Origin of the sequence: Flavobacterium sp. FPG59 (genome assembly GCF_002150205.1) — a bacterium.
In the GTDB taxonomy this organism is placed as follows: Bacteria; Bacteroidota; Bacteroidia; order Flavobacteriales; family Flavobacteriaceae; genus Flavobacterium.
Window position 1 is genome coordinate 1 of record NZ_MTCA01000047.1, and the last position, 19,784, is coordinate 19,784.

At 34.3% G+C, this 19,784-nt stretch carries 21 protein-coding genes; 7 read left to right on the forward strand and 14 right to left on the reverse strand.

The window, feature by feature from the left end; all coding sequences use genetic code 11:
• Positions 1–101: 101 nt before the first annotated feature.
• The 3 genes from frr to FPG59_RS06630 all read right to left on the reverse strand — a co-directional run bounded on the left by frr (position 102) and on the right by FPG59_RS06630 (position 2,290).
• Positions 102–665 (reverse strand): ribosome recycling factor, encoded by a 564-nt coding sequence (gene frr / locus FPG59_RS06620; RefSeq protein ID WP_086453836.1) that lies wholly within the window; start codon positions 663–665, stop codon positions 102–104.
• A gap of 70 nt (positions 666–735) precedes the next feature.
• Complete coding sequence (gene pyrH, locus FPG59_RS06625) at positions 736–1,443, reverse strand: UMP kinase (protein ID WP_086453837.1); 708 nt, start codon at positions 1,441–1,443, stop codon at positions 736–738.
• 67 nt (positions 1,444–1,510) lie between these two features.
• A complete protein-coding gene (locus FPG59_RS06630) occupies positions 1,511–2,290 on the reverse strand; it encodes a patatin-like phospholipase family protein (protein ID WP_086453838.1) in 780 nt (259 codons plus the stop codon).
• Positions 2,291–2,397: 107 nt separating this feature from the next.
• Between FPG59_RS06630 and FPG59_RS06635 the strand changes: the two genes are divergently transcribed.
• A complete protein-coding gene (locus FPG59_RS06635; RefSeq protein ID WP_086453839.1) occupies positions 2,398–3,012 on the forward strand; it encodes a thioredoxin family protein in 615 nt (204 codons plus the stop codon).
• A 372-nt stretch (positions 3,013–3,384) separates the two neighbouring features.
• On the opposite strand, the gene FPG59_RS06640 is transcribed toward FPG59_RS06635, so the two are convergent.
• Genes FPG59_RS06640 through FPG59_RS06660 form a run of 5 tightly spaced genes read right to left on the reverse strand, consistent with a single transcriptional unit; the run spans position 3,385 to position 6,606 of the window.
• Complete coding sequence (locus tag FPG59_RS06640; protein WP_254906658.1) at positions 3,385–3,906, reverse strand: hypothetical protein; 522 nt, start codon at positions 3,904–3,906, stop codon at positions 3,385–3,387.
• Positions 3,907–4,611 carry a tRNA pseudouridine(55) synthase TruB gene (truB, locus tag FPG59_RS06645; protein WP_086453840.1) on the reverse strand — a complete coding sequence of 235 codons (705 nt, stop codon included), beginning with the start codon at positions 4,609–4,611 and terminating at the stop codon, positions 3,907–3,909.
• A 6-nt stretch (positions 4,612–4,617) separates the two neighbouring features.
• Positions 4,618–5,427: an undecaprenyl-diphosphate phosphatase gene (locus tag FPG59_RS06650; protein WP_086453841.1), complete on the reverse strand. Its 810-nt coding sequence runs from the start codon at positions 5,425–5,427 to the stop codon at positions 4,618–4,620.
• Positions 5,428–5,670: a DUF3098 domain-containing protein gene (locus tag FPG59_RS06655; protein WP_086453842.1), complete on the reverse strand. Its 243-nt coding sequence runs from the start codon at positions 5,668–5,670 to the stop codon at positions 5,428–5,430.
• Positions 5,671–5,730: 60 nt separating this feature from the next.
• The gene (locus tag FPG59_RS06660; RefSeq protein ID WP_086453843.1) at positions 5,731–6,606 is read right to left on the reverse strand and encodes an ABC transporter permease; all 876 of its coding nucleotides are present in this window, start codon (positions 6,604–6,606) and stop codon (positions 5,731–5,733) included.
• Positions 6,607–6,827: 221 nt separating this feature from the next.
• Between FPG59_RS06660 and FPG59_RS06665 the strand changes: the two genes are divergently transcribed.
• Together FPG59_RS06665 and FPG59_RS06670 are read left to right on the forward strand one after the other, a co-directional pair.
• Positions 6,828–9,860 (forward strand): leucine--tRNA ligase, encoded by a 3,033-nt coding sequence (locus FPG59_RS06665; protein WP_086453844.1) that lies wholly within the window; start codon positions 6,828–6,830, stop codon positions 9,858–9,860.
• Positions 9,861–10,022: 162 nt separating this feature from the next.
• A complete protein-coding gene (locus tag FPG59_RS06670; protein WP_086453845.1) occupies positions 10,023–10,709 on the forward strand; it encodes a zinc metallopeptidase in 687 nt (228 codons plus the stop codon).
• Between the two features lie 132 nt (positions 10,710–10,841).
• On the opposite strand, the gene FPG59_RS06675 is transcribed toward FPG59_RS06670, so the two are convergent.
• The 3 genes from FPG59_RS06675 to FPG59_RS06685 all read right to left on the reverse strand — a co-directional run bounded on the left by FPG59_RS06675 (position 10,842) and on the right by FPG59_RS06685 (position 12,915).
• Positions 10,842–11,312, reverse strand: a complete 471-nt coding sequence (locus FPG59_RS06675; RefSeq protein WP_086453846.1) for an Lrp/AsnC family transcriptional regulator — start codon at positions 11,310–11,312, stop codon at positions 10,842–10,844.
• 169 nt (positions 11,313–11,481) lie between these two features.
• Positions 11,482–12,231, reverse strand: coding sequence for a uroporphyrinogen-III synthase (locus tag FPG59_RS06680; RefSeq protein WP_086453847.1), 750 nt, complete (start codon positions 12,229–12,231; stop codon positions 11,482–11,484).
• 12 nt (positions 12,232–12,243) lie between these two features.
• Entirely contained in the window at positions 12,244–12,915 is a 672-nt protein-coding gene (locus FPG59_RS06685) for a DUF4271 domain-containing protein (RefSeq protein WP_086453848.1), read from the reverse strand.
• Positions 12,916–13,020: 105 nt separating this feature from the next.
• Here FPG59_RS06685 and FPG59_RS06690 point away from each other — a divergent pair, with 105 nt between their 5' ends.
• The 3 genes from FPG59_RS06690 to FPG59_RS06700 are packed head-to-tail and all read left to right on the forward strand — an operon-like array spanning position 13,021 to position 15,524.
• Positions 13,021–13,746, forward strand: coding sequence for a polyprenol monophosphomannose synthase (locus FPG59_RS06690; RefSeq protein ID WP_086453849.1), 726 nt, complete (start codon positions 13,021–13,023; stop codon positions 13,744–13,746).
• Between the two features lie 9 nt (positions 13,747–13,755).
• Positions 13,756–15,096 (forward strand): dihydroorotase, encoded by a 1,341-nt coding sequence (locus tag FPG59_RS06695; protein ID WP_086453850.1) that lies wholly within the window; start codon positions 13,756–13,758, stop codon positions 15,094–15,096.
• 5 nt (positions 15,097–15,101) lie between these two features.
• Positions 15,102–15,524 (forward strand): DUF4296 domain-containing protein, encoded by a 423-nt coding sequence (locus tag FPG59_RS06700; RefSeq protein ID WP_086453851.1) that lies wholly within the window; start codon positions 15,102–15,104, stop codon positions 15,522–15,524.
• Here the strand turns inward: FPG59_RS06700 and FPG59_RS06705 are convergent.
• Positions 15,521–16,546 (reverse strand): NAD-dependent epimerase/dehydratase family protein, encoded by a 1,026-nt coding sequence (locus tag FPG59_RS06705; RefSeq protein ID WP_086453852.1) that lies wholly within the window; start codon positions 16,544–16,546, stop codon positions 15,521–15,523. The two genes, FPG59_RS06700 and FPG59_RS06705, sit on opposite strands and share 4 nt — an antisense overlap.
• A gap of 198 nt (positions 16,547–16,744) precedes the next feature.
• Between FPG59_RS06705 and tyrS the strand changes: the two genes are divergently transcribed.
• Positions 16,745–18,037, forward strand: a complete 1,293-nt coding sequence (gene tyrS, locus FPG59_RS06710; protein ID WP_086453853.1) for a tyrosine--tRNA ligase — start codon at positions 16,745–16,747, stop codon at positions 18,035–18,037.
• A gap of 80 nt (positions 18,038–18,117) precedes the next feature.
• On the opposite strand, the gene FPG59_RS06715 is transcribed toward tyrS, so the two are convergent.
• A complete protein-coding gene (locus tag FPG59_RS06715) occupies positions 18,118–18,780 on the reverse strand; it encodes a hypothetical protein (protein ID WP_140344600.1) in 663 nt (220 codons plus the stop codon).
• 36 nt (positions 18,781–18,816) lie between these two features.
• On the reverse strand, positions 18,817–19,784 hold a 968-nt coding region (locus FPG59_RS06720), incomplete at its 5' end, for an acyl transferase (RefSeq protein WP_086453855.1).

A 19,784-nucleotide genomic window follows, 5' to 3' on the forward strand; every position in this document is an offset into this window, starting at 1 on the left:
TCTATATATAGCTTTATTTTAAAACACATTGCGTCCTAATATAGTACAAAAAAACCGCCTCGTTCATAACAAGGCGGTTTTAAAATATTTGTAAGAAAGGTTTATACTTTCATGATTTCGGCTTCTTTAACTACTAATAGTTCATCAATTTTTTTGATAAAACTGTTGGTTAAGTTTTGTACTTCTTCTTCCGCACTTTTACAAATGTCTTCTGAGGTACCGTCCTTTTCTAATTTTTTGATTTCGGTATTGGCATCTTTACGCGCATTACGAATCCCTATTTTAGCATCTTCGGCCTCTGACTTTGCTTGTTTGGCTAAATCTCTACGACGATCTTCTGTTAAGGGAGGAACGCTAATAATTACTACATCCCCATTATTCATTGGGTTAAAACCAAGATTAGCAATCATAATTGCTTTTTCAATAGGGTGTAACATGTTTTTTTCAAACGGTTGTAACGTGATGGTTCTAGCATCAGGAACACTGATTTTTGATACTTGAGATAATGGTGTTGCTGATCCGTAATAATCCACAAAAACACTTCCTAACATAGCAGGTGATGCTTTTCCGGCACGAATGTTTAAGAATTCTTTTTCTAAATGAGCAATAGATCCTATCATGGATTCTTGTGTACTATCTAATATAAAATCAATTTCTTCAGTCATAATTTCAGTTTTCAGTTTTCAGTCTCAGTACAGTTTTGCCATTGTAGCAGTTGTTCCTTATGACTGTTTATTATATATTAACTACGGTTCCTATATTGTCTCCTTCGCAAATTTTGAGCAAGTTCCCTACTTTGTTCATGTCAAAAACTACGATTGGTAATTTATTTTCTTGACTTAGTGTAAAAGCCGTTGTGTCCATTACATTCAATCCTTTTTTCAACACGTCTTCAAAAGAAATAAAATCAAATTTTACTGCTGATGCATTTTTTTCTGGATCAGAGTCATACACACCATCAACGCGGGTTCCTTTTAGGATGACATCAGCATTGATTTCAATTCCTCTCAAAACCGCTGCAGTATCTGTTGTGAAATACGGGTTTCCTGTTCCAGCTCCAAAAATTACAATTCTACCTTTTTCAAGGTGTCTGTCGGCTCTTCTCTTAATATAAGGCTCTGCAATAGATTCCATTTTTAAGGCTGTTTGCAAACGGGTTTTCATTCCTTTTTCTTCAAGAGCGCCTTGTAATGCCATTCCGTTTATTACCGTTGCTAGCATCCCCATGTAATCTCCTTGTACTCTGTCCATTCCTGCACTAGCACCAGCTACTCCTCTAAAAATGTTTCCACCACCTATTACAATGGCAATTTCTACTCCTTTGTTATGAATTTGCTTGATTTCGTCAGCATATTCAGCAAGTCTTTTTGGGTCAATTCCGTATTGTAAGTCGCCCATTAAAGCTTCCCCACTTAATTTCAGTAGAATTCTTTTGTATTTCATGTGTGTGTTGCGTTGATTGGTGCAAATATAGAATTTTCTTTTTTTTTAATATAATCTTGATTGTAATTTATAAACTAAGTTTTTCAAAGGATTTTTTTGCAGCTTGGTAGCCAATATTAAATACTTGGTCCATCTTAATTTTACTAGTTTCAAAGGTGCTGTAAAGACATAAATCCTTAGGTTCAATTACCCAATCACACATATTAAATTTATGAATGTTTGAGTTAGCCGAAAGAATGTCAAAGGCGCGTGTAGTAACTGCTTTGATAGAACGTAAATCCTTAGCTTCAATTTTTTGAATGGGACTCACATAAATTCCAATTATGGTTTCACATTGTCCTTGTAAAACATCTGTAGGGAAATGGTTGAGAATGCCGCCATCACTGTAAATATTACCATCAATTTCATATGGGGATAAAATACCAGGAAATGCTGATGAGGCTAATATGGCATCTACAATCTTTGTACTTGGTCCAAAAATTTTGAGTTTGCCTCGTACCATATCTGTGGCTGTAATTTGTACTGGAATTTTCATATCACCTAATGTGGCATCTTTAAAAATAGATTCAAAATAAACTCTAAACGACTCTGAGTCTATCAATCCCGCTTTTTTAAAAGTTAAGTGTTTCCAATGAAAAAGGTAAATAGATTTAAAAAACTCTAAAATTTCTTCGGGGGTTTTACCCCAAGCATAAAGAGCGCCTACAATAGAGCCCGCACTAGTACCTGCTATTTGGCTGGGTTTTATATCTTGCTCTTCTAGAAATTTAATCACGCCTGCATGCGCTAAACCTTTTGAACCTCCTCCCGAAAGAACAAGTCCTATTGATTGTGTTTTGAAATCCATATTCACTATTTGTGCTAAAATTACTCTTTTTTAGAGAATGTAGAATGATATATATCAACTTTAAAAATCAATTTTTGTGGTAGCTTTGTAAAAACAAATTAAATATCATGAAAATTCCTGTAGCCAAAGCCTTGTTCAATAGTCTTTCTTATGCCGAATATAGAAAAAAAATCACCGATTTATTATTAGAAAAAAAGTCTACTGGACTCACGCAGTCTATTGATTTAACACATTATAGCGAACTTAATGAGACTCGAATGAAACGCCTTGATAAAACCATTGTACTTACTGAAAGGACCATTCAAGAGCTACAAGCATTACAAGAGGAGTACATTTGGTTAGTGATTTCTGAGGGTTGGTGTGGCGATGCTGCTCAACTTTTACCTATTTATCATAAAATGGCCGAAGCAACGGACAAGATTGATTTAAAAATTGTACTTAGAGATGAAAACCTAGAGTTTATGGATTGTTTCTTAACAAATAAAGCACGTTCCATACCAATTCTAGTAATTATCAAAAAAGAAACGGGTGGAGTTTTAGGACATTGGGGACCAAGACCACAAGCGGCAACAAATCTAGTTTTGAATTATAAAAAAGAGTTTGGCGTAATTGATGAAACCCTAAAAACAAATTTACAACTCTGGTACCACCACGATAAGGGACTATCTACTCAAAACGAATTGATTAATTTAATGCGTGAACTTGATAAAAGTACCCTCTAGTTTAATGAAATCAACGTCTAGCGGGATACATTAAACGGATTTAAAATTTTTTTGATTTTTTTAGTTTTAAATCAAAAAAATAATCGTAACTTGCTCATTGCTAACCAAGTCTACTTTTTAGTTTGCTTTTTTTATAGGTGTTTGTATGTTGTCTAACAATAAAAAACATTATTATGAAAAAATTATTAGAAAGGGTTTATGATTACCTATCTTTTGCACTTTTTGGTGGAAAACATTTGCCTAATTATTAACTAATGACTGTGACCTTTAGTATAAGTTAGTTTAAAACTATAGGTCTTGAAAATGAAAACACATGATAAAACAAATAGTGTATTTATCATGTGTTTTTTTTATTGTAAATAGCTTTGCTATCTAAAAAGTTATCAAGGATAGTCCTAAACTAATGCTCCCAGTTTCTTTTTGATCTTTAAAAGCAATGTCATAATGGCTCATTTCTATAAATAGAACTAAATCATCATCATTTTGAATTCCTAAGCTTATTTTTTTGTAAGTACCATTTAATGCTCCTCTTCCAAGAGCAGTACCTTTTCCTAGCCCAAGTTGTAATGCAATACGAGTTTCATCACTAATTTTTGGACTCAATCTAAGATTAGCAAAAACGGGTACTAGAACAATTTTTTCTGACCATGTCCAGTCTATTCCAGAGTGTATTCCTAGTGCTATCCATTTTTTTGGTTCTAAACCAATGCCTATTTTACTGTTAATACCATCTGGCAGAAACCAGCTATTATTAGATTGTTGATTGTTGTTTTGCGATCCATTGTTTTGATTGCCTTTAATGGGTATGGAAACATCAAATTGAATGAAGGAACGTGTTTTGTTTTGGGAAAAAGCAAAAAAAGGAAACAATAATAAAATAATGATTAACCTCATTTAAAGGGTGTTTGAGGTAAGACTTTCTTCAAAATCAAGAACGTTAATGCCGTTTTTAACATCATAATCGCCTATTTTTGTGCGTCTTAAAACCGTTAAGTGAGAGCCAGATTGCATAGCTTTTCCAAAATCAAACGCTAAAGAACGAATATAAGTTCCCTTGCTACAAACTACTCTAAAATCTATTTCAGGAAGGGCAATTCGAGTAATTTCAAACTCGTGTATGGTAGTTTTGCGACTTGCAATTTCAATGCTTTCTCCAGCACGTGCATGCTCATACAAGCGTACACCGTCTTTTTTTATTGCCGAAAAAATAGGAGGTACTTGATCAATTTCTCCAAGAAATTGTTTTACTGTTTCGTGAATTAATTCTTCGTTGACATGTGCAGTAGGGAAGGTTTGGTCAATTTCTGTTTCTAAATCATAGGATGGCGTTGTGGCCCCTATGTAAAAAGTTCCTGTGTATTCTTTGGCTTGACCTTGAAGTTCTGTAATTCGTTTGGTGAATTTTCCGGTACAAACTAATAATAAACCACTTGCTAATGGATCTAAGGTTCCGGCATGGCCAATTTTGAATTTTTTTGGCAAACCTACTTTATTAATTAAAGCATATTTAAGCTTATTTACCGCTTGAAAAGAAGTAAAATGCAAAGGTTTGTCAATCAATAAAATTTGACCTTCTAGGTACTCATCAGCTGTTTTCAATAGAAATTATTTTAAATACGAAAAGTAAATTAATAAAAACACACCCACAATAATACGGTACCAGCCCCATGGCTTAAATCCATATTTTTTTATGATTTCAATAAAAAACTTTATGGCAATTACAGCAACAATAAAGGCTACCACATTACCAGTTAAGAAGAGCTGAATGTTTTGATCTGATTTCAAAATGAGTTCGTAGCCTTTCATTTGTGAACTTTCATACGTTTTTAAAAACACAGAATAACAGGTCACTGCCATCATAGTTGGAACCGCTAGAAAAAAAGAAAATTCTGCAGCAGCATGACGGGATAAACCTTGCTGCATTCCACCTATAATTGATGCGGCAGATCTGCTAGTTCCTGGCATCATAGCCAAGCATTGCCAGAAACCTATGGTTACTGCTTTTTTTATAGAAATATCTTCTTCTTTTAAAACCGTTGGGTTTTGAAAACGACTGTCAATAAATAGTAAAACAACACCGCCTAAAATAAGAACAATCGCAATTGGGATAGGATTTCCAAGAACTGCTTCTATTTTATCATCAAATAGTTTCCCCAAGACAAGTGCAGGAATTACAGCACAAACCAGTTTGAGGTAAAAATTAACTTTAGAAAAATCAAAGAATTTTTTCCAATACAATGCTACTACAGCCAATATGGCTCCAAATTGTATAGAAACTTGAAACAGTTTCACAAAATCGTCTTCTTGTATTCCAAAATAAGAACTCAAAAAAACCATATGCGCCGTTGATGATACCGGAAGATATTCAGTCAATCCCTCAATAATAGCTATCAAAAAAGCTTGTAATGTATTCATTTATGCTTTTTTTGGATTTTTTAAAATAGCGTAAATGGTTATCCCAAAACCTATTAAAACGGTTGTTGGCGCTAGTCTAATTCTTCTAAAATTGAATACTTCTTCATTAAAAACTGTTGGATCTTCACTGCCTCCGCCTGACATTAGAATAAAACCTAGGGCAATGACTCCAATACCTATTAATAAGATTTTATAATTTATTTTATCAAAAAGGAATTCTGATTTTGTATCTTTATTTTTCATTTTTATGCTATTGTTTTTTACTTAACTCTTTAATTGAGAACTGCGACTGAGTTCTGAATACTAATAAAGGTCGTCAGTTCTTAAATTTAAAAATCGTTGTGTGGCAAAATAAGTGCTCAACCAAGTTATTAAAACTCCTAAGCCTAAAACAGCTAATAAAACTAATGCTATAAGTCCTTTGTCATCAAGAATACCAAGGTTAGGAAAACTGGTTTCTACATAAATCAAAACACCTATTAAGGCTACTACTGCTAGTAGTGCACCTATAACGCCTAGTTTTATACTACGCATTACAAACGGTTTACGAATAAAAGATTTTGTTGCGCCCACCATTTGCATCGTTTTAATAATGAATCGGTTAGAGTATATAGATAAACGCAAAGAGCTGTTGATTAATAAAACGGCAATAACTGCAAGAAAACTGCTCACTATCAAAATCCACATACTTACTTTTTTGATATTGTCATTCACTAAATTAACTAGTTGTTTGTCATATACAATATCAGATATCATAACATTTTTCCTAAGACCAGATTCTATTTTTGCAATGCTGTCTTTTTCTACATAGTCTCCTTTTAAGTGAATGTCATACGAGTTTTGCAAAGGGTTTTCGCCTAGGAAAGTCATGAAATCTTCACCTATAATATCTGTATGTTCTTTTGCAGCGGCTTCCTTAGTTACATATTTGTACGTTTTTACAAAAGGACTACTTTTTAACTGTGCATCAAATTGTTTCACAATAGTATCATTAGCTTCATTCTTAAAGAAAACAGTCATAGCAATGTTTTCTTTAAAATCATTGGCTAATTTTTTTGAATTAATGATAAATAATCCTAAGATTCCTAGCAGAAATAAGACTAAAAATACACTTAATACTACTGAAAAATAAGAGGAAATTAAACGGCGTTTTTGAAAATTATCAAATGAAGAACTCATAGTTTATTGAAATTATTGGGTAAAAATAATAAAGAAATTCTTTATTTAAAGTTAATAACGCTCAAAGTTTTAACTTTCGTACAATAAACGTAAATTTGGCACCTAAAAATAGTCATCGCAATAAAACTTAGAACCTTTGTTACTCAGTTGCTCAGAACTTTATAAAAATGACTTGAGTGTACGAGAGCATGACTCCATTTAAACAAAAATAAAAAATAGGAATGAAATACAATCCCAACGAAATTGATGCCAAATGGCAAAAATACTGGCAAGAAAACCAAACATTCAAAGCCGAAAACAACGCTGATAAGCCTAAATATTACGTTCTTGACATGTTTCCTTATCCATCTGGAGCGGGCTTACACGTAGGGCATCCGCTAGGGTATATTGCCTCTGATGTGTTTGCTAGATATAAAAGACACCAAGGTTTTAATGTATTGCATCCTATGGGTTACGACAGTTTTGGGTTGCCTGCTGAGCAATACGCTATTCAAACCGGTCAGCGTCCAGAAGATACTACTCGTGTGAATATTGACGGTGGTGTGGATAAAGAAGGAAACCAAATTGCGGGTTACAGAAAGCAATTAGACAAAATAGGATTCTCTTTTGATTGGAGTCGCGAAGTGCGTACTTCAAATCCTGATTATTACAAGCATACACAATGGATTTTCATTCAGTTGTTTAACTCGTGGTACAATAAAAACAGCGATAAAGCAGAAGATATTGCAACCTTAATTATCTTGTTTGAAAAAGAAGGTAATGCAACTGTCAATGCAGTTTGCGATGAAAATATAGATCCTTTTTCAGCCGAAGAATGGAACGCTTTCGCAAAAGAGACTCAGGAGAAAATCCTCTTGCAATACAGATTGACGTATTTGGCGGAGACGGAAGTTAACTGGTGTCCGGGATTAGGAACGGTTTTGGCCAATGATGAAATTGTAAACGGAGTTTCAGAACGTGGTGGATTTACAGTAGTTCGTAAAAAAATGACACAATGGAGCATGCGAATTTCGGCTTATGCGGAACGCTTGTTGCAAGGTTTAAATGATATCGACTGGAGCGAAAGTATTAAAGAAAGTCAAAGAAACTGGATTGGGAAATCAGTCGGTGCGATGGTTAAATTTAAAGTCGAAAGTCAAAAGTCGAAAGTCGAAAGTGAAAAGCAAATTTCAGACTTAGAACTAGGGACTAAGGACTCTTTCATTGAAGTATTCACAACAAGACCCGATACCATCTTCGGGGTTACGTTTATGACTTTGGCACCTGAGCATCCTTTGGTTCAAGAAATCACTACTGCCGAACAAAAAGCAGAAGTAGAAGCTTACATTGAAAAAACTTCAAAACGTTCTGAGCGTGAGAGAATGGCTGATGTGAAAACCATTTCGGGAGTATTCACAGGAGCTTTTGCAGAACATCCGTTTACGAAAGAACCAATTCCGGTTTGGATTGGTGATTATGTTTTGGCGGGATACGGAACAGGTGCGGTAATGGCGGTTCCTTGTGGAGACGAGAGAGATTATGCTTTTGCGAATTTCTTCAAAGGGCAAAACGGAATGCCAGCCATCAAAAATATCTTTGATCAAGACATTTCGGAAGCGGCTTTTGGAGCCAAAGAAGGGTTTCAATTAGTCGATTCTGATTTTTTAAATGGATTAGATTATAAAAAAGGAACTCAAAAAGTTATTGAGGAATTAGAAAAAATAAATCAAGGAAAAGGGAAAATAAATTATCGTTTGCGTGATGCAGTTTTCTCTCGCCAGCGTTATTGGGGTGAGCCTTTCCCGGTGTATTATGTAAATGGCTTGCCACAAATGATTGATGCGCAGCATTTGCCTATCATTTTACCTGAGGTGGAGAAATATTTACCAACCGAAGATGGCTTACCACCTTTAGGAAACGCTGCAGTTTGGGCTTGGGACAGTGTGAACAACAAAGTGGTCGAAACGAGTATGGTTGATGATACAACTATTTTTCCTCTTGAATTGAATACCATGCCAGGTTGGGCGGGAAGTTCGTATTATTGGATGCGTTATATGGATGCGCACAACGAAACCGAATTTGCAAGCAAAGATGCGCTAGCCTATTGGGAAAGTGTAGATTTATACATTGGTGGAAGCGAACACGCAACTGGTCACTTGTTGTACTCTCGTTTTTGGAACAAATTCCTAAAAGACAAAGGCTTTGCACCAACCGAAGAACCGTTCAAAAAATTGATCAATCAAGGGATGATTTTGGGAACAAGTGCATTTGTGTATAGAGTAATGTGGGGAGTTATTGGTAATCCAGATATATTTGACGAAAGTAAATTGCCTAATATATTCGTTTCCAAAAATATTGATAAAAATACTTTAAAAAAGGAACTTCAAAATATTTTGAATAACTTATTTAGTTTAGATAATGTTATGCTTCTTGATGGGGAAATAGTTTTAAATCCAATTCATGCTGATGTTTCCATGGTTAATTCTTCTGATGAATTAGATGTAGAACGGTTTAAAGCTTGGAGAGAGGATTATGCAGATGCGGAATTTATTTTAGACGAAAACGGAAAATATATCGTTGGTCGCGAGGTTGAAAAAATGTCGAAATCCAAATACAATGTAGTGACTCCAGATGCTATTTGTGAAGAATACGGAGCCGATACTTTGCGTTTGTATGAAATGTTCTTAGGGCCATTAGAACAAGCGAAACCTTGGAATACAGCAGGAATTTCGGGAGTTTTTGGTTTCTTGAAAAAATTATGGCGTTTGTATTTCGATGATAATGGTTTGATTGTTACCAATGACGCACCAACGAAAGACAACTTGAAATCATTGCATAAAACCATCAAGAAAGTAGCTGAGGATATTGAAGGATTCTCTTTCAACACTTCGGTTTCACAGTTTATGATTTGTGTGAACGAATTGTCTACTCAAAACTGTCATTCTCGTGATATCTTAGAACCTTTAGCAATTGTAATTTCGCCTTATGCACCTCACATCGCCGAAGAATTATGGTCTTTGCTAGGTCATGAAGGATCGATAGCAGCAGTTTCTTTCCCAGTTTTTGATCCAAAACATTTGGTAGAAAGTGAGAAAGAATATCCAGTTTCATTCAACGGAAAAATGCGTTTTACCATAGTTTTACCTTTGGATTTAACCGCAGCACAAATTGAGGAAATCGTAATGAAAGACGAAAGAACCATTAAGCAACTAGACGGTAAAATACCAAACAAGGTGATAATTGTTCCGGGGAAAATTATTAACTTGGTAGGATAACCTATCAATTTTAATATTTAAAATTCCAAATTCCAATTTCTCGATTGGGTTTGGAATTTTTTTTGACTTTTATTTAACGGATGCCAATTTGACATTAACAAAAAATGGTGCAGAATTTGCTATTTCTTTAGTAACTTTAATAAAAATCTAAAAAACAAAGATATGGGAATGGGTTATTTAATTCTAGCTGGAGCAATAATGCTTTTTAGCTGGTTAGTTAGTTCAAGACTTAAAAGCAAATTTGAACACTACTCAAAATTGCATTTGCAAAACGGAATGACAGGTGCCGAAATTGCAGAGAAAATGCTAGCGGACAATGGTATTCGTGACGTAAGAGTGATTTCAACCCCTGGACGTTTGACGGATCACTACAATCCTGCGGATAAAACGGTTAATTTAAGCGAGGCCGTTTACAACCAGCGCAATGCCGCTGCTGCTGCCGTAGCCGCTCATGAGTGTGGACACGCAGTGCAACATGCAGTGGGGTATGAGTGGCTTACCATGAGATCTAAACTTGTTCCTGTTGTAAACGTAGCCTCTAGTTATATGCAGTGGATTTTACTGGCTGGAATTTTAATGATCAAAACCTTTCCAGGTTTGTTATTAGTGGGAATTATTATTTTTGCGGCAACAACTTTATTTTCAATAGTTACTTTGCCAGTAGAATATGATGCTAGTAATCGTGCTTTGGCTTGGTTAGAAAATAAAAGAATGCTTACACCTCAAGAACAGGCCGGAGCCAAAGATTCTTTAAAATGGGCAGCCAGAACGTATGTAGTAGCAGCATTAGGCTCTATAGCAACTTTGTTTTATTACATCTCGATTTATATGGGAGGAAGAAGAGACTAATTCTTCAACTTTCATATAACTACTTATCAAATCCAAATTCCAGTTTTAATGGAGTTTGGATTTTTTTATAGCTCACATTTTAATTCTCACATTTCACACCTCTCACATTTCACTTTTCAGAACTCACTTTCCTCAAAGTTGAATTTGTCTATCAATTTGCTGGTCTAGTGAAATAAACGTTTCAGTTCTAGAAACGCCTTCAATAGCTTGAATTTTGGTATTGAGTAGCTGCATCAAATGTTCGTTATCGCGACAGATAATTTTAATTAAAATAGACCAGTTTCCAGTGGTGTAATGGCATTCTAGAACTTCTGGAATTTTCTTTAAATCCTTAACGGCTTCTGCATTTCGGGCTGCTTTGTCTAGATAAATACCCACAAATGCCATAGTGTTATAGCCTAGAATTTTGCTATTGACTGTAAATTTAGATCCAGATATAACGCCAGATTGTTCTAATTTTCGCAAACGCTGGTGAATGGCAGCTCCTGAAATTCCTATTTTATTCGCAATTTGTAGAATAGGTTTTCTAGCATCTTCCATGAGGTCACGTAGAATTTCTTTATCGATTCCGTCAATTTCTACGACTAAGGAATTTATTTTCATAGCTTATAAATTTAAACAAGATGATGGTATTTGGTTGATTTTGAAAACCAAATTTACAATAAATACTATTATGAGCAATGTTGATTAAAGAAATGTAGTTGCTAAAGTAGTTGTATAAAAAAAGCCATTCGGATTGCGAATGGCTTTAATGTGTATGTTATAAAAAAAATTATTTTCCTTTATTAGCCTCTGTGATGTACTTTTCTAAAGCCATAGTCATAGAAGGCGTTGCTGGTGTTGGTGCAAGAATGTCTACCCTTAAACCATGATCTAGTGCTTCTTTTTGTGTAGTACTTCCAAAAACCGCTATACGTGTATTGTTTTGCTCAAAATCAGGAAAATTCATAAACAATGATTTTATCCCGGTAGGACTAAAGAAAGCCAATACATCATAATACACATCAGCAAGATCAGATAAGTCGCTCATTACGGTTTTGTAAAAAACAGCAGGAGTCCAGTCAACTTTTAAAGCATTTAGCGTTATTGGTGCATCAGCATTTAATTGATCCGAAGCCGGTAATAAGAATTTTTCGTCTTTGTACTTTTTGATTAATGGAGATAAATCAGCAAAGTCTTTTGGGCCAACATAAATTTTACGCTTTCTGTAAACAACGTATTTTTGAAGGTAAAAAGCAATAGCTTCAGATTGACAAAAATACTTTAAACCCTCTGGAACTTTATAGCGCATTTCATCAGCTACTCTAAAAAAATGATCAACCGCATTTTTACTCGTTAAAATAATTGCCGTGTAATGGTTAAGATCGATTTTCTGTAGTCGAATTTCTTTGGCATTTACTCCTTCTACGTGAATAAAAGGTCTGAAATCAATTTTTACTTTGTGTTTTTGTTGAAGTTCAAAGTAAGGAGAATTTTCCACTTTAGGCTCGGGTTGTGACACCAAAATTGTTTTCACTTTCATATTTAACGTTTTCTAAGCAACCCCTTTTGTAAACCAATAATACATAAAATAATAGGGTGCTATTTCAAAGGCGCAAAGATATAAAATAAAATAAAACAACTTACCGAATATTATATTTTGATAATTTTTTATTGAAATCAAATAAGTTAGTATATTGGCTATCAATATTGTAGCAATTACAGCTAGGGGGAAATTTCTTGAAATTGTATCGTAATAGAATAAAATAATGTTAATAGGAAGTATTAAGAGTCCTATATAGGTTCGGTAAGTAACTTTTTGAAGGTTAAATTGCTCCATGAATTCTTCAATATTGAAAGATGTAGCAATGATTTTTTCGATGAGGTATTTCGATAATATAAAAAATATCAAAAAAGTCACAATTTGGATGTATAAAAGCCAATCTGTTTTTGATGCATAACCAAATTGGCTTAACGCAATCTGGATAAAAAAAGCAAACGAAATTATTTGTACAAAAAATAGTGCAACAGTAAAACTACTCATTAAATGACTGCTGTCACGGTATATTTTAATGTATTTATTAGAAAATATAAGATTGGCAAACTCACCAAATCTATTTTCAAATACAGATTTAGTGATTGCTATTATAGCAAATGAAAGAACAAATAGTGCTGTAGCCCAATCTTTGTTCTCAATGATTCTTGGATGAAGTACGGTTTCAATCATAGCCTTGCAAAATTACTAATTTTTATATCATTCTTTTTATTATAATTTTATTAAGGTTGAAATGGCATAAAATGGTTACTTTTGCACTGAATTTAGTTGAAAAAAATGAACGATTGTATAGTTATAATCCCTACCTATAACGAAATTGAAAACATTGAAAGCATCATAAGAGTTGTGCTATCACAACACAAGCTTTTTCATGTTTTAATAATTGATGACAACTCTCCAGATCATACTGCGGACAAAGTAGTGCTTCTCCAAAAAGAATTTGAAGGCCGTTTATTTCTTGAAAAAAGAGAAAAAAAATCAGGCTTAGGTACTGCGTATGTACACGGTTTTAAATGGGCATTGCGTCATCAATACGAATTTATTTTTGAAATGGATGCTGATTTCTCTCATGACCCAAAAGACTTAGAAAAACTCTACAACGCCTGTCATTTTGGCGATGCCGATTTAGCAATTGGATCTCGCTATGTAACTGGTGTAAATGTGGTAAACTGGCCATTGAGTAGGGTATTATTGTCTTATTTTGCATCAGTTTATGTGCGTATGATTACAGGAATGAAAATTCATGATGCTACAGCTGGTTTTGTTTGCTACAAGCGAAAAGTACTTGAGGAAATCAATTTAGATAAAATTCGATTCGTGGGCTACGCTTTTCAAATAGAAATGAAATACCGTACCTATTGCAAAAAATTTGAGATTGTTGAGGTTCCTATTATCTTTACTGACCGAACAAAAGGACAATCTAAGATGAGTAATTCCATCATTGTAGAAGCTGTATTTGGTGTAATTGCTTTGCGATTAAAAAAAATGATAAACACACTATAAAAACAGAATATGAATAAGATTTTAATTAAGAACGCCAAAATTGTAAATGAAGGGGTAGTTTTTGAAGGGGATGTGTTAATTGAAAATGAAATCATTGTTGAAATAGCCGAAAGTATTAGCGCTAAATCTTCTGATTGTAAAATTATTGATGCCGAAGGAAATTTTTTAATTCCTGGAGCAATAGATGATCAAGTACATTTTAGAGAACCAGGACTTACGCATAAGGGCGATATAGAATCAGAGTCTAGGGCAGCTGTAGCAGGCGGAATCACCACTTATATTGAGCAGCCTAATACAGTGCCAAATGCCGTAACTCAAGAAATATTAGAACAAAAATACGTTTTGGCTTCCCAAAAATCTTTTGCCAATTATTCTTTTATGATGGGCGCTACGAATGATAATTTAGAAGAAGTTTTAAAAACTAATCCTAAAAATGTTGCAGGTATTAAGATCTTTTTAGGATCTTCAACCGGAAACATGTTAGTAGATAATGAAGCTACACTCGAAAAGATATTTTCAAGTACTTCCATGTTAATTGCCGTACACTGCGAAGACGAAACTACAATCCGTAACAATACCGCTCAGTATAAAGAGTTGTATGGTGAGGACATACCAGTTACTGCACACCATTTAATACGAAGTGAAGAAGCCTGTTACATTTCGTCATCAAAAGCAGTGGCTCTTGCAAAAAAAACAGGTGCTAGATTGCATATTTTTCATCTTTCTACGGCAAAAGAAATGGAATTGTTTACCAATAAAATTCCGCTCGAAGAAAAGAAAATTACTGCCGAAGTTTGTATTCATCATTTATGGTTTACCAATGATGATTATGCTACAAAAGGAAACTTGATTAAATGGAACCCAGCTGTAAAAACAGCTCATGACCGAAAAGTGTTGTGGGAAGCTTTGCTTGATGATAGAATTGATGTGATTGCAACAGATCACGCGCCACATACACTAGAGGAAAAACAAAAATCATATCTGGATGCACCATCAGGAGGTCCATTAGTGCAGCACGCAGTAGTAGCCATGTTTGAAGCACATCATCAAGGTAAAATTAGCGTGGAGAAAATAGTGGAGAAAATGTGTCACAATCCAGCTAAGATTTTCAAAATTCACAAAAGAGGCTTTATTAAAGTAGGTTATTATGCTGATTTAGTTATTGTTAATGCAGGTTTGCCATGGAGCGTAAAAAAAGAAAATATTTTGGCTAAATGTGGTTGGTCTCCTTTTGAAGGGTTTACATTTAAATCCAGAATTACACATACTTTTGTTAATGGGCAATTAGTTTACAATGCATTCAAGGTAAAGGACATTCGCGCAGGAAAACGTTTAGAATTTGAAAGATAATTATCATGGTTAAACATTATATCTCCGTAATATTTTTTCTTCTTTTATTTAGTTGTCAAGACCATAATGGCATCCCCGAACCTGAAAAGCTCATAGAGAAAGATGTTATGGTGGATATCATGTATGATTTGTCAGTTTTAGAGGCCATAAAATACCAAAACCCGGCCTCTTTAGATTCTTTTAAAATCAATGCAAGTGCTTTTATCTTTAAAAAGTATAAGGTAGATAGTATCCAGTATATAAAAAACACACAGTACTACGCCGCTGATGATGAGGTCTACAAAACTATGTATGAGAAAGTAATAAAGCGTTTAGAAGCGAATGTTAAAAAAGCTGATTCCTTAGCTATTATTGATAAAAAGAAAGCTAAGGCTAAAAAAAATAAAATTAAGCCAGTTGCTACCACAAAGTCGGAGATCGTAAATTAAACTTTTTTTTCTGGTTTAATAATCGATTTTAAATATGGTTTTACAGCTGTAAAATTAAAATTGAGTTGCTGTTTTATTTTGTGGTTTGAATAGATGTTTTGGGTGTATGTTGCCTTTGCAGTAATCTTAGACAATCTTCTTTTGGTTCTAAAAACAACAGATGATATCCAGTCTAAACGCCATAAAAGTTCCATTAAAAAAGGGCTTGCATGTGTGTTGGGTCTTTGTACATGCAATGTATCGGCCATAATATTAAGTACATCTTGAAAAGTTATATTTTCAGCAATAACAATAAAACGTTCGTTTTTTATAGTGCTTTCCATAAGACTCATGGCTATTTTTACAACATCAATAACGGCAACAAATCCAGAGGTGCCTTTTGTATAATATTTTAGTCCTTTTTTTACTTGAGTTAATAATTGACCACTTCCTTGTTCCCAATCTTTGTGATCTAGTACGGGACCTAGAATAACTCCAGGATTAATAATTATAACATCTAAACCTTCTTGGTGACCGCGCCATACTTCCATTTCGGCGCCATATTTAGAAATGGCATAGTCACTATGGTTTTGTTCTGGGTTCCACTCTGTTTCTTCTGAAATGTATTTTTCGTGGGGTAATAAATCACCAAGTGTTGCTATTGAACTTATAAAGCACAATTTTTCTATGCCGTAAGCAATACAAAAGTTTACCACGTTTGCGGTTCCTTCAATGTTTATTTTTCTAAGTTTATTTTCATCCGCAGGGTCAAAGGATATTAAGGCGGCACAATGGTAAACGGTTTTAATATTTTGAAAGGTAATTTCTAAAGACGGAACATCAGTAATATCTGCAGGAACCCATTCTATTTGCTGGAAGAGTTTTTCTTTTTTGTAAAATGCAAATACAGATTTTGTTTTTTCTATTGATGCGTTATTTCTATAAATGGCACGTACTTTTTCCATCCCGCTATTTTGGGATTCAATAATATGTAGCAATAGATGTGCGCCTACTAAACCAGTTCCTCCTGTGACTAAAATCATATTGTAAAAGTAGTAAAATCAATGCCAAGGACAATGCCATTTTTCAGCCAAATTAGAAATCTGAATGTGATTTTTGAAACTATTTTTTATGTTTAAATTAGAAATTAGTGTTGAAATTGCCATTGCCATTGAAATTCTTATCTTTGTAATCACCAAGCCATGTTGGCTGAACCGAAGATAGTAAATTGATTAAAAAAGATGAAGAATTTTATTGAAGAAGTAACTTGGAGAGGAATGCTCCACGATGTTATGCCGGGCACAGAAGAACATTTGATGGAACAAATGCGCGTGGCATATGTGGGAATTGACCCAACTGCCGATTCATTGCATATAGGACATTTAGTGGGCGTAATGTTATTGAAACATTTTCAACTTGCAGGACACAAACCTCTTGCATTAGTAGGTGGTGCAACAGGAATGATTGGTGATCCATCTGGTAAATCTAATGAAAGAAATTTATTGGACGAACCAACATTACGTCACAATCAAGAAGCGATAAAAGGACAATTGTCTCGTTTTCTAGATTTTACTTCGGCTGCGCCAAATGCTGCTGAACTAGTAAATAATTACGACTGGATGAAGAATTTCTCTTTTCTGGATTTTATTCGTGATGTAGGGAAACATATCACTGTCAATTATATGATGGCTAAGGATTCTGTGAAAAAACGTTTGTCATCAGAAGCTGCCGAAGGAATGTCGTTTACTGAGTTTACGTACCAATTGGTTCAGGGCTATGACTTCTTGCATTTGTACAGAGACAAGAGTTGTACGTTGCAAATGGGAGGAAGTGACCAGTGGGGAAATATCACTACAGGAACCGAATTAGTGCGAAGAATTGCTAGCGGAAAAGCTTATGCATTAACGTGCCCGTTGATTACTAAAGCAGATGGAACTAAGTTTGGAAAATCCGAAGGAGGTAATATTTGGTTGGATTCAGTTAGAACTTCTCCATATAAATTTTACCAATATTGGTTGAATACCTCAGATGTGGATGCGGAGAAATACATTAAGATTTTTACTTTTTTATCGAAAGAAGATATCGAGGTGTTAACTGAAAAACATAAAGAAGCGCCACACATGCGATTGTTACAAAAACGTTTGGCCGAAGAAATTACCGTGATGGTACATTCAGCAGATGATTTAGAAAATGCGATTAAAGCATCGAATATTTTGTTCGGAAATTCAACTTCAGATGATTTAAAACAATTGGATCAAGCCACATTTTTAGATGTTTTTGACGGAGTTCCTCAGGCAGAAATCAGCAGAAACGAAATCGAAGCGGGAATCAATATTGTTGACGTTTTAAACGAAAAAACAGGATTTCTAAAATCGAATGGTGAAGCAAGACGTGCTCTAACAGCTAATTCTATTTCTGTAAACCGTGAAAAAGTTACCGAAGAATTTGTGCTTTCTAGCAAAGACTTAATCAACAATCAATTTGTATTGTTGCAAAGCGGTAAGAAAAATTATTTTGTTGTGAGAGTCGTTTAAGGAGATAGACAAATTATTCTCTATTCTAATTATAAAAAATTCCCAATAACTCAATGAGTTGTTGGGAATTTTTATGTGGTTTAATCTCTAAAATTGATTTCTACTTTGTTAGTGTATATCCATCCAGTAATGATTGTTGGGTCATTAAGTATGATTTTTAAGTCCTCTGGGAGCAGAGTAGAGGTTAATTCTTCTTTATTGAGATACAAAAACAAATCAAGATAATGAGTGGTTTTTTGATCTAAAAAATATTCATTGTCTTCAAATTTGTGATACCGGTTTTTATCCCAAGACAATGTTGCAGAAAAGTTTTTTGTTTCATTAGGTTGAAACGTAACAATACTTTCTATGATTTTTTTACTGGTTTTAATTGTTAATTCTTGTTGCTGTTTCAGTAAATAATCAGCTAAACCTTTGCGATTATTTTCTAGGTCTTGCATTATTTTTTTAAGCACTGCATCACTTTTTTTAGAATCGAATACAGTATTCGTTTCTATCATTTTTTTTTCTTGAAACAGCCTGTACGAGGGAATCCAAGACGAATAGTTGTACATGTTAGATCGTAGCTCTTTAGTATTTAAAACTAATGAAATAAGACTTTTTGCTTTGTTTTTGATGTGGTAATGTACCGTAAAGATTCGTTCGCTAGTAGATGTATCGTGATGTGTTATAGAATCTATTTGAACTTCTATATCGGTGTTTTGCGCATTGGTACATAAACCAACGAGTAAAAAAAATGTCAAGAATATAGTTCGCATGCTCGCAATAAGTAATAAAGATTAAAGAACCATCAAGTTACACCCTCGAATATCTGAATTATCAAAACGTCCCAATACTTCAAAAGAGTTGTTGGGATTTTTTTTGCCCAAATCCTGAGTAGCGATAAACGAACAAGAATTGATGTTAGCCAAATCAATCACGTTGATTCCACCTGTTTTACCGTCTGGAATATAAGTCAAAGCATCTTCTGTATCGCGAACCAGTATTTGCATCCAAGCAGGGCACTCAAACACACCATTTCCCAAGGAGTAGGCTTGTGATAGTAATTCGGTCATACCATATTCTGAATGTATGGCTGAAACGCCAAAACCTTCACAGAGTTGATCGTGCAGTTCTTCCCGAATCATTTCCTTTCTTCGTCCCTTCATACCACCGGTTTCCATGATGATGGTGTGTTGTAATTTAAATTGTTGTTTCTCAATTAAGTCTAGTAAAGCAAAGGTGACGCCGATTAAAATTACATTTTGACCAGCTTTCTCTAAAGTGATAAGTTCCGTAATTAACTCATCATGATTGTTGAGGTAAAAACCGCTTTCAGGATGATTGGAAAGTTCAATTAAATCCTTGACCATGTAAATTAAGGATGAGCCTTCTCTTTCCAGATAGGAGGGAAGCAAAGCTAAAACAACATAATCTTCAATGTTGCCATAAAATTCTGAAAATCCTTTGCGGTAGCTTTCTTCATATAATGTAACATCAGTAACAAGATGTTTGCTGGTGATCATTCCGGTTGTTCCACTGCTGGTAAAGGTTTCTTGAATTTCATGGGTATTAGAAATTACTTCATGACTCTTGAAAAATTGTATAGGCAAAAACGGAATTTGTTGTATAGATTTTACTTTGTGAGGATCTGTTTTAAGAAAATTACAAAACTCATGATAAACTTTGTTGTTTTCGTATTGGTAACGAAAAACTTTTAAAGCAATTTTTTCAAATTGTTTTTGACTAGAAATAGTAAATATATCAG

What these genes read in the sequence shown, in the direction of transcription:
- FPG59_RS06690 (WP_086453849.1), top strand. Translation starts at nt 13,021, where the DNA reads ATGAACGATTGTATAGTTATAATCCCTACCTATAACGAAATTGAAAAC.
- FPG59_RS06680 (WP_086453847.1), bottom strand. Translation starts at nt 12,231, where the DNA reads ATGAAAGTGAAAACAATTTTGGTGTCACAACCCGAGCCTAAAGTGGAA.
- FPG59_RS06650 (WP_086453841.1), bottom strand. Translation starts at nt 5,427, where the DNA reads ATGAATACATTACAAGCTTTTTTGATAGCTATTATTGAGGGATTGACT.
- tyrS (WP_086453853.1), top strand. Translation starts at nt 16,745, where the DNA reads ATGAAGAATTTTATTGAAGAAGTAACTTGGAGAGGAATGCTCCACGAT.
- FPG59_RS06705 (WP_086453852.1), bottom strand. Translation starts at nt 16,546, where the DNA reads ATGATTTTAGTCACAGGAGGAACTGGTTTAGTAGGCGCACATCTATTG.
- FPG59_RS06640 (WP_254906658.1), bottom strand. Translation starts at nt 3,906, where the DNA reads ATGAGGTTAATCATTATTTTATTATTGTTTCCTTTTTTTGCTTTTTCC.
- FPG59_RS06700 (WP_086453851.1), top strand. Translation starts at nt 15,102, where the DNA reads ATGGTTAAACATTATATCTCCGTAATATTTTTTCTTCTTTTATTTAGT.
- FPG59_RS06630 (WP_086453838.1), bottom strand. Translation starts at nt 2,290, where the DNA reads ATGGATTTCAAAACACAATCAATAGGACTTGTTCTTTCGGGAGGAGGT.
- FPG59_RS06675 (WP_086453846.1), bottom strand. Translation starts at nt 11,312, where the DNA reads ATGAAAATAAATTCCTTAGTCGTAGAAATTGACGGAATCGATAAAGAA.
- FPG59_RS06655 (WP_086453842.1), bottom strand. Translation starts at nt 5,670, where the DNA reads ATGAAAAATAAAGATACAAAATCAGAATTCCTTTTTGATAAAATAAAT.
- FPG59_RS06635 (WP_086453839.1), top strand. Translation starts at nt 2,398, where the DNA reads ATGAAAATTCCTGTAGCCAAAGCCTTGTTCAATAGTCTTTCTTATGCC.
- pyrH (WP_086453837.1), bottom strand. Translation starts at nt 1,443, where the DNA reads ATGAAATACAAAAGAATTCTACTGAAATTAAGTGGGGAAGCTTTAATG.
- FPG59_RS06695 (WP_086453850.1), top strand. Translation starts at nt 13,756, where the DNA reads ATGAATAAGATTTTAATTAAGAACGCCAAAATTGTAAATGAAGGGGTA.
- FPG59_RS06685 (WP_086453848.1), bottom strand. Translation starts at nt 12,915, where the DNA reads ATGATTGAAACCGTACTTCATCCAAGAATCATTGAGAACAAAGATTGG.
- FPG59_RS06670 (WP_086453845.1), top strand. Translation starts at nt 10,023, where the DNA reads ATGGGAATGGGTTATTTAATTCTAGCTGGAGCAATAATGCTTTTTAGC.
- frr (WP_086453836.1), bottom strand. Translation starts at nt 665, where the DNA reads ATGACTGAAGAAATTGATTTTATATTAGATAGTACACAAGAATCCATG.
- FPG59_RS06665 (WP_086453844.1), top strand. Translation starts at nt 6,828, where the DNA reads ATGAAATACAATCCCAACGAAATTGATGCCAAATGGCAAAAATACTGG.
- FPG59_RS06660 (WP_086453843.1), bottom strand. Translation starts at nt 6,606, where the DNA reads ATGAGTTCTTCATTTGATAATTTTCAAAAACGCCGTTTAATTTCCTCT.